This window comes from Pseudomonas sp. CYM-20-01 (assembly GCF_023169845.1).
In the GTDB taxonomy this organism is placed as follows: Bacteria; Pseudomonadota; Gammaproteobacteria; order Pseudomonadales; family Pseudomonadaceae; genus Aquipseudomonas; species Aquipseudomonas azotoformans.
Genome location: NZ_AP025169.1, coordinates 1,323,051 through 1,336,575, shown reverse-complemented (window position 1 = coordinate 1,336,575; position 13,525 = coordinate 1,323,051). Strand labels below are relative to the sequence as shown.

The following is a 13,525-nucleotide window of genomic DNA, read 5'->3' as shown; positions in this document are numbered from 1 at the left end:
CTTAGCCTCGTGGCTCAATGCTTGCAGCCAGGATCGCCAGCACCAGTTGCTGGAAGTCCAGGCCCGCAGCGCGAGCGGCCATAGGTACCAGGCTGTGGTCGGTCATGCCCGGTGCAGTGTTGACTTCCAGGAACCAGAAATTCCCTTGGTCATCCTGCATCACGTCTGCCCGCGCCCAACCGGCGATACCCAGCGCCTCACAGGCTTTCGCCGTGAGGTCCATCAATTCCTGTTCCTTGGCTGCGTCGAGGCCGCACGGGATCCGGTACTGGGTATCGGAAGCCAGGTACTTGGCGTCGTAGTCGTAAAAGGTGTGGGGCGTGCCCAATGCGATAGGCGGCAATACCTGGCCACGCAGGGTGGCGATGGTGTACTCGGGACCCTGGATCCACTGTTCCACCAACACTTGCGAATCGTAGGTACTTGCCGCTTTCCATGCGTCGATCAATTCGGCGGCCGAGTTCACTTTGGCCATGCCGATACTGGAGCCTTCATGGGCAGGTTTGACGATCAAAGGCAGGCCCAGTTCCTTGGCTGCAGAAATACAATCGTCTTCGCTGCACAGCACGCTGTGACGCGGGGTCGGAATGCCCAGGCTGTGCCACACCTGCTTGGTGCGCAACTTGTCCATTGCCAGCGCCGAAGCCAGGATGCCGCTGCCGGTATAAGGAATGCCGGCACACTCCAGCAGCCCTTGCATGCTGCCGTCTTCACCGCCACGGCCGTGGAGGATGATGAAAGCGCGGTCGATCTTCTCGGCCTGCAGGCGGGCGAGGAAGTCATCACCCACGTCGATGCCGAACGCGTTCACGCCCGCACTTTGCAGTGCTTCGAGCACGGCGTTGCCGGACTTGAGCGAGACTTCGCGCTCGGCGCTCTTGCCGCCGAACAATACGGCTACGCGACCGAAGTCGGCAGGCGTGATCGTGGAAAACAGGGAGGCGTAGTCAGTGATCATTTCGCCGCTCCCTTTTTTGCCGCAAACAGCGGGCTCGCCAGCAATTTCGGCGCAAGGCCACCAATGTCACCGGCGCCCTGGCACAGCAGGATGTCGCCGGCCCGCAGCAGCGGCTTGACGATTGGCGCCAGGTCCACGCCACGCTCGATGTAGATCGGGTCCAACTGGCCGCGCTGACGGATGCTGTTGCACAGCTTGCGGCTGTCGGCCCCCGGGATAGGCTCCTCACCGGCCGGGTAGACTTCCATCAACAGCAGCACGTTGGCATCGGCCAGTACATTGACGAAATCGTCGTACAGGTCGCGGGTACGGCTGTACCGGTGCGGCTGGTACACCATCACCAGGCGGCGCTCCGGCCAACCACCACGCACGGCCTTGATCACCGCGGCAACTTCAGTCGGGTGGTGCCCGTAGTCGTCCACCAGCATCACGTCGCCGCCCTCTACCGGCAGTTGGCCGTAGACCTGGAAGCGACGGCCCACGCCGGCAAAGCGCGACAGGCCTTCGACGATGGCTTCATCGCTGACGCCCTCGTCGGTAGCGATGCAGATGGTCGCCAAAGAATTGAGTACGTTGTGGTTGCCCGGCATGTTCACCGAGACATCCAACGGTTCACGGTCCGGACGCAGTACGGTGAAGAAGGTTTGCATGCCTTCCTGGCGCACATTGATGGCGCGCACGTCGGCGTCTTCGCTGAAGCCGTAGGTAACGGTCGGACGCTTGACCAGCGGCAGGATTTCGCGCACCACCGGATCGTCCAGGCACACCACCGCCAAACCGTAGAACGGCAGGTTGTGCAGGAATTCGACGAAGGTTTTCTTCAACTTGTTGAAGTCACCGTCGTAGGTCGCCATGTGGTCGGCGTCGATGTTGGTGACCACGGCCACCAGCGGCTGCAGGTGCAGGAAGCTCGCATCGCTTTCATCAGCTTCGGCGATCAGGTAGCGGCTGGTGCCGAGCTGGGCATTGGTGCCAGCTGCATTCAGGCGGCCACCGATGACGAACGTCGGGTCCAGGCCGCCGGCGGCGAACACCGAGGCGATCAGGCTGGTGGTGGTGGTTTTGCCGTGGGTACCGGCGACGGCGATGCCGTGGCGATAGCGCATCAGCTCGGCCAGCATCTCGGCGCGAGGCACCACGGGAATGCGGCGCTCAAGGGCGGTGGCCACTTCCGGATTGGAGGTGTTCACGGCGCTGGACACTACCAGCACATCGGCCTCGGCGGCGTTCTCGGCACGGTGGCCGATAAAGATCTGCGCGCCGAACGACTTAAGGCGGTCGGTGACCGGCGACTCTTTCAAGTCGGAGCCGGACACCTGGTAGCCCAGGTTCAGCAGTACTTCGGCAATGCCACACATGCCCACGCCGCCGATACCGACGAAGTGGATGCGACGGATGCGGCGCATTTCTGGTTGCGGCATGGCTTTCTGATTCTCAACCATGGGCCACCTCCAGGCAGATATCGACCACGGTGCGGGTTGCGTCAGGTTTGGCCAGGCGGCTTGCAGTACTCGCCATGCTGTTGAGTCGTTCCGGTTGCATCAATACCTCGGTCAGGCGTGCGGCCAAGTCGGCGGCGCCAGTCGTTCTTTGCGGCAGCAGGAAGGCAGCGCCCTCCCCGGCCAAATATTCAGCGTTGCGGGTCTGGTGATCGTCGATCGCATGGGGCAGAGGCACCAGCAAGGACGGCAGACCGGCGGCGGCCAGTTCACTGACGGTCAGCGCACCGGAGCGGCAGACCACCAGGTCGGCCCAGCCATAGGCATGGGCCATGTCTTTGATGAAGGGCTGTACGTTCGCCTCCACACCGGCCTCGCGATAGCGCGTGGCGGTGACTTCACCGTGGTTTTTGCCGGCCTGGTGGAAGATCTCTGGACGCAGCTCCACAGGCAGTTGTGCCAGGGCTTCCGGCAGCAGTTTGTTCAAAGGCTCGGAGCCCAGGCTGCCGCCCATGACCAGCAGGTGCGCCTTGCGCCCGGCCAATGCTTCACGGGCGATGCCCATGAACAGTTCGGTACGCACCGGGTTACCGGTGGTGCGCAGCTTGTCCGATGCACCAAAGGTCTTCGGAAAGGCCTCGCACACCCGCGCCGCCAGAGGCACCAGCAGGCGGTTGGCGGTGCCGGCGACGGCATTCTGTTCGTGCACGATCACCGGCACACCGGCGAGCTTGGCGGCGACGCCACCCGGGCCGGTCACATAGCCACCAAAACCGAGCACACACACCGGCTTCAGTTCACGAATGATCTTGCGCGCCTGCCACACCGCCTTGAGCAACACGAACGGCGCCTTGAGCAGGGACAACTTGCCCTTGCCGCGCAGACCGGTGACGTTGATCAGGTGCAGCGGCAAACCGGCGTTCGGCACCAGCTCGTTTTCGATACCGCGCGGCGTACCCAACCAGTGCACGGTGTAGCCACGGTTCTGGAATTCGCGCGCGCAGGCCAGGGCCGGGAACACGTGGCCCCCGGTACCGCCCGCCATGATCAGCACGTTAGCGCCCATGGGTCGGCTCCTCGGCGAAATCGCTCTCGCTGAATTCCATCTCTTCGCTGCCCAAATGGGTTCGACTCTCCCACTCGATGCGCAGCAACAAGCCCAGGCACGCGCAGCAGATCACCAACGAACTGCCGCCGTAACTGAGAAACGGCAAGGTCAGGCCCTTGGTCGGCAACAGGCCGACGTTCACACCGATATTGATCAGGAACTGGCCGATCCACAGGAACGACAAGCCGTACGCCACATAGGCGGCAAAATACTGTTTGGCCTTCTCGGCCCACAGGCCGATGTACATGCCGCGTACACACACGAACACGAACAGCGCGACGGTGCATAGCGAACCCACCACACCGAGCTCTTCGGCCAGTACCGAGAACACGAAGTCGGTGTGCGCTTCCGGCAGATAGAACTGCTTCTGCACACTGTTGCCCAGGCCCACGCCCAGCCACTCGCCGCGACCAAAGGCGATCAGCGCCTGGGTCAACTGGTAGCCGGAACCGAACTGGTCGGCCCAGGGATCGGTAAAGGTGATCAGACGCGCCATCCGGTAGGGTTGTGCCTGCACCAGGACGGTCACTGCCGCCACGGCCAGCACCACCATCAAGGTGAAGCGGAACAGTCCCACGCCGCCAAGGAACAGCATCGCCGCAGCAGCGCCCATCATCACGACGGTGGCACCGAAGTCGGGCTCCATCAGCAGCAGGCCAGCCATGGGCAGCAGCACGATGAACGGCTTGAAGAAACCCATCCAGCTCTCGCGCACTTCTTTCTGGCGGCGTACCAGGTAGCCGGCCAGGTAGATCACCACGAATACCTTGGCGATTTCCGACGGCTGCACGTTGAACGCGCCAAAGCCGATCCAGCGCATCGAACCGTTCACCTCGCGGCCGATGCCGGGCAGGATCACCATGATCAGCAAGCCGAACGCCCCGATCAGCATCAGCCAGCCCAGGCGTTGCCAGGTGGCGATGGGGATCATCATGGTAACGATGCAGGCGCCGAGGCCGATCACCAGGTACACCAGGTGACGGATCATCATGTACAGGGTATTGCCCGACTGCACGGCAGCCACTTCGGACGACGCCGAGGTAATCATCACCAGGCCCAGGCCCAACAAGGCGAGGCAACCGGCGAGCATCGGGAAATCGAGGTCGATACCGCGCCCGGTGATGATCGGCGACGGATACGGCTTGATGATATTCCGGAAATTCATGCCAAGGCCTCCACGGCGCGGGCGAACAGCTGGCCGCGCTCTTCGTAGTTCTTGAACATGTCGAAACTGGCGCAGGCTGGCGACAGCAGCACCGCATCGCCGGGCCGAGCCAGGGCCTTGCAACGGGCGATGGCGTCGTCCAGGGACGTGGCGCGCACTTGCGGTACAGCGTCACCGAGGGCGGCGGCAATCAGATCGGAATCACGGCCCATCAGCACCACGGCGCGGCAATGTTCAGCCACCGGGCCTTTAAGGTCCTTGAAGTCGGCACCCTTGCCGTCGCCACCGGCGATCAGCACCAGCTTGCCGTCGATATCGGCGCCAAGGCCTTCGATGGCTGCCAGGGCTGCACCGACGTTGGTGGCCTTGGAATCGTTGTAATAGCTGACGCCATCAAGGTCGCGCACCCACTGGCAGCGATGTTCAAGACCGCCAAAGCTGCGCAGCGCCGAGAGCATGGCGTCAAACGGCAGGCCGACGGCATGCCCCAGTGCCAAGGCCGCCAGGGCATTGGACTGGTTATGGGCGCCACGAATTTTCAGCTCGCGCACCGGCATCAGGTTCTGGAATTCGAAGGCCAGGTATTTCTCGCCGTTCTCTTCGCGGATGCCGAAGGCTTTGAAATCGGGTTTGCCGAGGCCGAAGGTCCAGCAAGGCAGGCCCTCGCCCATCAGCGGACGGCTCAGGGCATCCTGGCGGTTGACCACGACTTGCCGTGCGCCACGGAAGATCCGGTGCTTGGCCAGGTGATACGCCGGCAGGCCGCTGTAGCGATCCATGTGGTCCTCGCTCACGTTCAACACGGTGGCCACTTCGGCACCGAGGTCGTGGGTGGTTTCCAGTTGGAAGCTCGACAACTCCATGACGTACAGCTCGACGTCATCGCTGAGCAGGTCCAGCGCCGGTGTGCCGAGGTTGCCGCCCACGGCCACGCGTTTGCCGGCCGCAGCCGCCATCTCACCGACCAGGGTGGTCACGGTGCTTTTCGCGTTGGAACCGCTGATGGCCACGATCGGCGCCTTCGCGTTACGCGCAAACAGGTCGATATCGCCGGACAGCTTAACGCCACGCGCAGCGGCGGCTTGCAGGGCCGGAGTCGCCAGGGCCAGGCCGGGGCTCACGTAGAGCTCGTCGGCACGGCACAGAAACTCGACATCCAGCTCGCCACAACGCACTTCCACGTGCGGGTAGTCACGGCGCAGCGTGACCAGCTCCGGTGGATTTTCCCGCGTATCGGCCACGGCAAACGACGTGCCCCGGTTCGCCAGGAAGCGAACCAGGGACATGCCGCTCTTGCCGAGGCCGACAACGATGCGGAAGTGGTCTGAAGCGATCAGGGACACTCGTTTCTACCTCAGTTTCAGGGTGGCAAGGCCAATCAGCACCAGGATCACGGTGATGATCCAGAAGCGGACAATCACGCGTGGCTCGGGCCAGCCTTTGAGTTCAAAGTGGTGGTGAATCGGCGCCATGCGGAACACCCGACGCCCGGTCAATTTGAAGGACGCCACCTGGATGACCACCGACAGGGTTTCCATCACGAACACACCGCCCATGATGAACAGCACGATTTCCTGGCGAACGATCACCGCGATGGTGCCAAGGGCCGCGCCCAGCGCCAGTGCGCCGACATCGCCCATGAACACTTGCGCTGGGTACGTGTTGAACCACAGGAAGCCCAGGCCGGCACCGATCAGCGCGCCGCAGAACACAATCAATTCACCCGCGCCCGGTACGTAAGGGATCAGCAAGTATTCGGCGAACTTCACGTTACCCGACAGGTAGCAGAAGATGCCGAGCGCGCCGCCCACCATCACCGTCGGCATGATCGCCAGGCCGTCGAGGCCGTCGGTGAGGTTGACCGCGTTGCTGGAACCGACGATCACGAAGTAGGTCAGCACCACGAAGCCAATGCCCAGGGGAATGCTGGCGTCCTTGAGCATCGGGATGATCAGGGTCGTTTCCACTGCGCTGGGCGCAGTGGTGTAGAGGAAGATCGCCGCGGCGAGGCCAAACACCGACTGCCAGAAATACTTCCAGCGGCTTGGCAGGCCCTTGGAGTTCTTCTCGATCACTTTGCGGTAGTCATCCACCCAACCGATGGCGCCGAACAGCAACGTCACCAACAACACAGTCCACACGTAGCGGTTGTGCAGGTCGGCCCACAGCAAAGTGCTTACGCCGATGGACGACAGAATCAGCGCACCGCCCATGGTCGGGGTGCCGGACTTGGACAGGTGCGACTGCGGGCCGTCATTACGAACCGATTGACCAATTTGCAGGTTCTGCAGGGTGCGGATCATCCACGGCCCCAGGAACAGCGACAAACACAACGCGGTCAGCACACCCAGAATCCCGCGCAGGGTCAGGTACTGAAAGACCGCGAAGCCTTTGTGGAACTGTTGCAGATACTCAGCCAGCAGCAGCAGCATTAATGTTTCTCCGTACTTGAGCCACACAAGGCCGCGACGACGTTTTCCATCACCGCGCTGCGCGATCCCTTGATCAAAATGGTTGTATGTTTGTCGTGTTCAGCCGCCGTCAGCGCCTGGATCAGCTCGGCCTGGGTCGCGAAATGACGTGCACCAGGGCCGAACGCATTGACGGCATGGGCCATGTTCGGGCCAACGGCGTACAGCGCGTCGACCTTGCCGGTCGCGTAGGCGCCGACTTCACGGTGGGACTGTTCGGCCCAGTCGCCCAGCTCGGCGATATCACCCAGCACCAGTACCTTGCGGCCGTCGAAGCCTTTAAGCAGGTCGATGGCGGCGCAAACCGAGGACTGGTTGGCGTTGTAAGTGTCATCGATCACGCGCATGCCATTGGTTGCCAGCTGCGCCACGGTACGGCCCTTGACCGGCTGCACCGCGCCAAGCCCGGTGGCGATACCGAACAGCGACACGCCCAGGGCGTAGGCGGCAGCGGCGGCGGCCAGGGCATTGGCAACGTTATGGTTGCCCAGCAGGTTCAACTGCACGTGTTCATTGCCTTGCGGGGTGTGCAAGGTAAAGGAAGGGCAACCACGGGCATCCACGGTGATGCTGGATGCGTGGAAATCAGCCGCAGCATTGAGCACGGCAAACGTCAGGACCTTGCGCCCGGCGGCGCGTACACGCCAGGTTTCGAAGGCCTTGTCGTCAAGATTCAGTACAGCAGTGCCCGATGCATCGAGGCCCTCAAGGATTTCACCCTTGGCTTCGACGATCTTTTCCGGGCCACCGAACTCACCGACGTGGGCGGTTCCGGCATTGTTGATGATCGCCACGTGGGGCTTGGTCAGCGCCACGGTGTAGGCGATTTCGCCGATACGCGACGCGCCCAGCTCGATCACCGCCGCGGTGTGTTCCGGGGCCAGTTCGAGCAGGGTCAGCGGTGCGCCAAAATCATTATTCAGGTTGCCACGGGTGGCGAGCACCGGGCCGCGGGTGCGCAATACACCGGCGAGCAGTTCCTTGACCGTGGTCTTGCCGCTGGAGCCCGTGATGGCTGCAACGGGGTTGGTGAACGCGGCACGGTTCAACGCACCCAATTGGCCGAGGGCCAGGCGAGTGTCGGCGACCAGCAGTTGCGGTAGCGTGGAATCCGCGACTTCGCGCTGCACCAAGGCACCCACGGCACCTTTGGCGGCGACTTCATTCAGGTAGTCGTGACCGTCGAAACGTGGGCCAGCCAGGGCAACAAACAGTTGCCCCGGCTTGATGTTGCGGCTGTCGATACTCACGCCGTCGAAGCGGCAATCGCTGGACAGTACACGGGCCGACAGGGCCTGGGTCAGTTCGCTGAATGTCATCGGTTTAAGCATGGGCAACCTCCCAGGCGGTCAAGGCGTGATCGGCCTCGACCAGATCGGAGAAGGCATGGCGCTCGCCGTTGATTTCCTGATAGTCCTCGTGACCTTTACCGGCCAGCACCACCACGTCATCAGCACTGGCGCTGGCGATCAGTTGGGCGATGGCCGCGCCACGACCGGCTACAAACGTAGCCTTGGACACATCTTTGAAGCCGACGCGGATGTCGTCGAAAATCTGGCTCGGGTCTTCGCTGCGTGGGTTGTCGTCGGTGACGAGCACGCCATCGGCCAGGCGCTCGACAATCTCGGCCATCAACGGGCGCTTGCCGCGATCACGATCACCACCACAACCAAACAGGCACAGCAACTTGCCCTTGGCGTGGGGACGCAGGGCCACCAGGACTTTTTCCAGGGCGTCCGGGGTGTGGGCGTAATCGACCACCACCAACGGCTGTTTGCCGCCACCCAGGCGCTGCATGCGACCGACCGGGCCTTCCAGCTTGGGCAGCACACGCAGGATTTCGTCAAGAGCGTAATCCAGGCCGAGCAATGCGCCGACGGCAGCCAGGGTGTTGCTCAGGTTGAAACGACCGAGCAAGGTGCTGCGCAGATGATGTTCGCCCTGAGGCGTCACCAACGTCGCGCGCACGCCTTCGTCATTGAATTGGGCATCGCGGCAATACAGGTACGCGCTGGCGTCTTCCAGGCTGTAGCTGATCAGGCGCGATTCACGGTCTTCGGCGGCCAGTTGGCGACCGAACTCGTCGTCCAGGTTCACTACGCGGCACTTCAAGTCATTCCAGGCAAACAGCTTGGCCTTCTCGGCAGCGTAGGCTTCCATGGTGCCGTGGTAGTCGAGGTGATCGCGGGACAGGTTGGTCATCACCGCCACATCAAATGCCAGCGCAGCAACGCGGCCCTGGTGAAGGCCGTGGGACGACACTTCCATCGCAACCGCCTTTGCGCCGGCCTTTTTCAGGTCGGCCAGGGTCGCCTGCACGGCAATCGGGTTCGGCGTGGTGTGCAGGCCGCTTTGCAGCGCGCCGTAGAAACCGGTGCCCAAGGTACCGACAATGCCGCAGTGCTGGCCCAGCAGGTCAAGGGCCTGCGCGACCAGTTGGGTCACGCTGGTCTTGCCGTTGGTGCCGGTAACGCCGACCAGGTTGACGTGCCGACTTGGCTCGCCATAGAAACGCCCGGCGATGTCCGAGAGCTGTTTGGCCAACCCCTTGACCGGAATCAGCGGAACATCGGTGATCGGCAGCACGGTGGCGCCTTCCACTTCGTAGGCCACGGCAGCCGCGCCGCGTTGCAGGGCGTCGGCGATATGCGCACGGCCATCGAATTTGCCGCCAGGCACCGCCAGGAACAGGTCACCGGCGCGCACATTGCGGCTGTCCAGGCTCAACTCGCGGATCAGCAGATCGCGGCCGGCGTGGGCAAAAATCTTGTTCAGGCTAAGAGACATCAGCCGCGCCCTCCATTGGCTTTTACAGCGGCGGCCGGTGGACCGGCGTTCGCTTGTTGAGTCGGCGGCAGGTTGTCCGGCGTGATGTTCATCAGGCGCAGGGTGCCGGACATCACTTTGCTGAACACCGGCGCCGAGACCAGGCCACCGAAGTAACCGGCTTTGCTCGGCTCATCGATCACCACCACGATGGCGTAGCGTGGGTCGCTCATCGGGCCGAAGCCAGCGAACAGCGAACGGTAGGAGTTTTCGGCGTAGCCCTTGGTGCCCACCGACGTCTTACGCGCAGTACCCGACTTGCCAGCCACGTGATACGCCGGCACCTGGGCACGGAACACACCGCGTGGCGCTTCGATCACTTGTTGCAGCATGCCTTGCATGGTCTTGGCGACGTTTTCCGGGATCACCTGGGTGGCTTTCGGCGCTTCGTCGACATGGATAAGGCTCAGCGGAACCATGCGGCCGTTATTTGCCAATACAGAGAAAGCATGGGCCAGTTGGATCGCCGTCACCGACAGGCCGTAACCATAGGAAAGCGTGGCGGTCTCGGCCTTTTTCCAGTCGCGGTAGTTCGGCAGGTTGCCCACGCGCTCGCCGGGGAAATCCAGGCCGGTGGGTTGGCCCAAACCGATCTTCTGCGCCAGGTGGTAAATGGTTTCGCCGCCGATATCGAAGGCGACCTTACTCATGCCCACGTTACTGGAGTTGATCAGGATACCTGTCAGATCCAGCACCGGGCCTTCGGTACGGGACACGTCACGAATGGTGTATTTGCCCAACTGCAACGTACCCGGATACACCTCGACCTTGTCGCTGGGTTTCCAGCGTCCGGTTTCGAGGGCGGCACTCATGGAGATGGCTTTCATGGTCGAACCCGGCTCGAACACGTCGATCATGGCGCGGTTGCGCATCATCGCCGGCTGAAGGTTGCGACGGTTGTTGGGGTTGTAGGTCGGCTGGTTGACCATGGCGAGGATCTCGCCGGTCTTGACGTCCATGATCACCAGGCTGCCGGCCTTGGCGCCGTTCTCGATGATCGCGTTACGCAGCTCGCGGTTGGCCAGGTATTGCAGGCGCAGGTCAATCGACAACGCCAAGGGCTTACCGGCCTTGGCGTTTTTGGTGACTTGGACATCCTTGATCAGTCTGCCGCGCCGATCCTTGATGACTTGTCGTTTGCCGGGAACCCCGGCGAGCCATTCATCGTAGGCGAGTTCCACACCCTCACGGCCGTGGTCGTCGATGTCGGTAAAGCCGACCATGTGCGCGGTGGTTTCACCAGCCGGGTAGAAACGACGGAATTCCTCGATGCCGTAGACACCGGGGACTTTAAGGTCGAGCACCTGCTGGCCTTGTTCGGGGGTAAGGCCGCGCACCAGGTAGATGAATTCTTTGTTGGCCTGGGCTTCCAGGCGTTCAGCCAAGGCTTTCGGGTCTTGCCCCAGCGCGGCGGCAAGCGCCGGCCAGCGATCCTTGGCGACCTGCAACTCCTTGGCGTTGGCCCACAGGGTGGTGACCGGTGTACTGACAGCCAGCGGCTCGCCGTTACGGTCGGTGATCAGGCCGCGATGCGCAGGAATCGGGATGTGACGCAGGCTACGGGCATCACCCTGGCCGATCAGGAAGTCACGGTCGACCACTTGCAGGTCGATGATCCGCCAGGCGATCGCACCCACCATCAATGCCAGCAAGCCGAGCATCAGGCGGAAGCGCCAGGGGTAGAGTGCGCCTTCAAGTTTCATCATGGCGCCACCATGCGGACTTCGGCCGCGCCCGGGATGTGCATTTTCAACTGTTCAGTCGCCAGCACTTCGATGCGGCTGTGGGCTGTCCAGGTGCTTTGTTCCAGGATCAACCGGCCCCATTCCGCCTGCGCTTTGTCGCGCACACTCAATTCCCCGTACAGGGTATTGAGCAACTGGCGGTTGTAGTGGGCGCTGTAGGACACCGCAATCGCGGATATCAGCACGCCAACAAACAGCAGCAACATAAAGAAGCTGCCGCCCGGGAGGGGCTTGGCGAAAAGCTTGCTCACCGCAACTTCTCCGCGACGCGCATGACGGCGCTACGGGAACGTGGGTTGGCCTTGAGCTCGGCTTCGGAGGCGAACTGCGCTTTGCCATGGATTTTGATTTTCGGCACAAAGGCTTCGAAACGTACCGGCAGATTGCGCGGCAGGTTGTCGGATTCGCCCTTGACCAGGCGACGCATGAACAGTTTGACGATACGGTCTTCCAGGGAGTGGAAGCTGATCACCACCAGGCGACCGCCCACTTCCAGCGCCTCGAGGGCAGCCTCGAGGCCGGCCTCCAGGTCGCCCAATTCGTTATTGACGTGAATACGCAGGCCCTGGAACGCACGGGTCGCCGGGTTCTTGCCCTTTTCCCACGCAGGGTTGGCGACCTTCAGCACTTCGGCCAGGTCGGCAGTGCGCTCGAACGGCTGGATTTCGCGGCGCTCGACCACGGCACGCGCCATGCGGCCGGCGAAGCGTTCTTCACCGTATTCCTTGAACACACGGGCGATTTCTTCCACCGGCGCGGTGGCAATGAACTGTGCGGCGCTGACGCCACGGGTCGGGTCCATGCGCATATCGAGCGGACCGTCGTTCATGAAACTGAAGCCGCGCTCCGGGTCATCGAGTTGCGGCGAGGACACGCCCAGGTCGAGCAAAACCCCGGCCACCTTGCCCGCCATGCCGCGCTCGGCGACTTCGGCACCCAGCTCGGCAAAGCTGCGCTGCACAACGACAAAGCGGCCGTCTTCGGCCGCTAGCGCTTGCCCGGTGGCAATCGCTTGGGGGTCTTTGTCGAACCCGAGGAGTTTGCCGTCGGACCCGAGCTGGCTGAGTATCAACCGGCTATGCCCGCCCCTGCCGAACGTGCCGTCCAGATAGCAGCCATCCGCGCGTACGGCGAGAGCCTCAACGGCTTCGTCAAGCAGTACGGTGATGTGGTTAAAGCCGCTATCAATAGTCACAGGATCAAATCACGCAGTTCATCAGGCATGGCGCCCGGTTGTTGAATAGCAGCCAGGTCAGCTGCAGAAACAGCATCCCAGGCATCTTCGTCCCACAATTGGAACTTGTTCAGTTGGCCAACCAGCATTGCGCGCTTGTCGAGCTTGGCGTATTCGCGCAAGCGCGGCGGCACCAGGAAACGACCGCTGCCATCGAGCTCAAGGTCGACGGCGTTACCAATCAGCAAACGCTGCAGGCGGCGGTTCTCTTCACGCAATGAAGGCAGGGCGCGCAATTTGGTTTCAATCAACTCCCACTCATCGAGCGGGTAAACACACAAACAAGGGTCAACGGCATCGATGGTGATGATCAACTGTCCGGAACTTCGCGAAATGAGCTCGTCACGATACCGGCTCGGCATGGCGAGACGGCCTTTTGCATCGAGACTGATAGCGTTAGCTCCGCGAAACACAGATGCGTTTCTCCAAATTTTAGCGTTTTACGTTCAAAAAACCCACTTTGTGCCACTTTCCGCCACTTGCGCACACTATAGGAATGCGCCCACCACACCGTCAAGGCGCGGATTCAAGGAAAAGCCTTACAGAACGGAGATTTAGGAGCGTAAAGGGAGGAGAAAC

At 62.2% G+C, this 13,525-nt stretch carries 12 protein-coding genes; all 12 read right to left on the bottom strand.

Annotated features, from left to right (window positions below):
- Position 1: 1 nt before the first annotated feature.
- Genes M2497_RS05870 through mraZ form a run of 12 tightly spaced genes read right to left on the bottom strand, consistent with a single transcriptional unit; the run spans position 2 to position 13,359 of the window.
- Complete coding sequence (locus tag M2497_RS05870) at positions 2 to 958, bottom strand: D-alanine--D-alanine ligase (RefSeq protein ID WP_071491187.1); 957 nt, start codon at positions 956 to 958, stop codon at positions 2 to 4.
- Positions 955 to 2,400 carry a UDP-N-acetylmuramate--L-alanine ligase gene (gene murC / locus M2497_RS05865; protein WP_071491186.1) on the bottom strand — a complete coding sequence of 482 codons (1,446 nt, stop codon included), beginning with the start codon at positions 2,398 to 2,400 and terminating at the stop codon, positions 955 to 957. The genes M2497_RS05870 and murC overlap by 4 nt, the downstream gene beginning before the upstream one ends.
- On the bottom strand, positions 2,393 to 3,463 hold the full coding sequence (murG, locus tag M2497_RS05860; RefSeq protein WP_248486259.1) for an undecaprenyldiphospho-muramoylpentapeptide beta-N-acetylglucosaminyltransferase: 1,071 nt from the start codon (positions 3,461 to 3,463) through the stop codon (positions 2,393 to 2,395). Before murG ends, murC begins: the two co-directional genes overlap by 8 nt.
- A complete protein-coding gene (gene ftsW / locus M2497_RS05855; RefSeq protein ID WP_083360078.1) occupies positions 3,453 to 4,670 on the bottom strand; it encodes a putative lipid II flippase FtsW in 1,218 nt (405 codons plus the stop codon). Before ftsW ends, murG begins: the two co-directional genes overlap by 11 nt.
- The gene (gene murD, locus M2497_RS05850; protein WP_248486257.1) at positions 4,667 to 6,013 is read right to left on the bottom strand and encodes a UDP-N-acetylmuramoyl-L-alanine--D-glutamate ligase; all 1,347 of its coding nucleotides are present in this window, start codon (positions 6,011 to 6,013) and stop codon (positions 4,667 to 4,669) included. The genes ftsW and murD overlap by 4 nt, the downstream gene beginning before the upstream one ends.
- A gap of 6 nt (positions 6,014 to 6,019) precedes the next feature.
- On the bottom strand, positions 6,020 to 7,102 hold the full coding sequence (gene mraY, locus M2497_RS05845; protein WP_058422956.1) for a phospho-N-acetylmuramoyl-pentapeptide-transferase: 1,083 nt from the start codon (positions 7,100 to 7,102) through the stop codon (positions 6,020 to 6,022).
- A complete protein-coding gene (gene murF / locus M2497_RS05840; protein WP_248486255.1) occupies positions 7,102 to 8,472 on the bottom strand; it encodes a UDP-N-acetylmuramoyl-tripeptide--D-alanyl-D-alanine ligase in 1,371 nt (456 codons plus the stop codon). Before murF ends, mraY begins: the two co-directional genes overlap by 1 nt.
- Positions 8,465 to 9,928, bottom strand: coding sequence for a UDP-N-acetylmuramoyl-L-alanyl-D-glutamate--2,6-diaminopimelate ligase (locus M2497_RS05835; protein WP_248486254.1), 1,464 nt, complete (start codon positions 9,926 to 9,928; stop codon positions 8,465 to 8,467). Before M2497_RS05835 ends, murF begins: the two co-directional genes overlap by 8 nt.
- Positions 9,928 to 11,670 carry a penicillin-binding protein 2 gene (locus tag M2497_RS05830; RefSeq protein ID WP_165447909.1) on the bottom strand — a complete coding sequence of 581 codons (1,743 nt, stop codon included), beginning with the start codon at positions 11,668 to 11,670 and terminating at the stop codon, positions 9,928 to 9,930. Before M2497_RS05830 ends, M2497_RS05835 begins: the two co-directional genes overlap by 1 nt.
- On the bottom strand, positions 11,670 to 11,963 hold the full coding sequence (gene ftsL / locus M2497_RS05825) for a cell division protein FtsL (RefSeq protein ID WP_010213047.1): 294 nt from the start codon (positions 11,961 to 11,963) through the stop codon (positions 11,670 to 11,672). The genes M2497_RS05830 and ftsL overlap by 1 nt, the downstream gene beginning before the upstream one ends.
- Positions 11,960 to 12,901, bottom strand: a complete 942-nt coding sequence (gene rsmH, locus M2497_RS05820; protein ID WP_085983643.1) for a 16S rRNA (cytosine(1402)-N(4))-methyltransferase RsmH — start codon at positions 12,899 to 12,901, stop codon at positions 11,960 to 11,962. The genes ftsL and rsmH overlap by 4 nt, the downstream gene beginning before the upstream one ends.
- A gap of 2 nt (positions 12,902 to 12,903) precedes the next feature.
- Positions 12,904 to 13,359: a division/cell wall cluster transcriptional repressor MraZ gene (gene mraZ, locus M2497_RS05815; protein ID WP_003171868.1), complete on the bottom strand. Its 456-nt coding sequence runs from the start codon at positions 13,357 to 13,359 to the stop codon at positions 12,904 to 12,906.
- Positions 13,360 to 13,525 lie beyond the last annotated feature (166 nt).

Bases quoted from the DNA above. Each gene is read 5' to 3' on its own strand.
- murF (WP_248486255.1), bottom strand. From the start codon at position 8,472: ATGCTTAAACCGATGACATTCAGCGAACTGACCCAGGCCCTGTCGGCC.
- M2497_RS05835 (WP_248486254.1), bottom strand. From the start codon at position 9,928: ATGTCTCTTAGCCTGAACAAGATTTTTGCCCACGCCGGCCGCGATCTG.
- mraY (WP_058422956.1), bottom strand. From the start codon at position 7,102: ATGCTGCTGCTGCTGGCTGAGTATCTGCAACAGTTCCACAAAGGCTTC.
- ftsW (WP_083360078.1), bottom strand. From the start codon at position 4,670: ATGAATTTCCGGAATATCATCAAGCCGTATCCGTCGCCGATCATCACC.
- murG (WP_248486259.1), bottom strand. From the start codon at position 3,463: ATGGGCGCTAACGTGCTGATCATGGCGGGCGGTACCGGGGGCCACGTG.
- murC (WP_071491186.1), bottom strand. From the start codon at position 2,400: ATGGTTGAGAATCAGAAAGCCATGCCGCAACCAGAAATGCGCCGCATC.
- M2497_RS05830 (WP_165447909.1), bottom strand. From the start codon at position 11,670: ATGAAACTTGAAGGCGCACTCTACCCCTGGCGCTTCCGCCTGATGCTC.
- M2497_RS05870 (WP_071491187.1), bottom strand. From the start codon at position 958: ATGATCACTGACTACGCCTCCCTGTTTTCCACGATCACGCCTGCCGAC.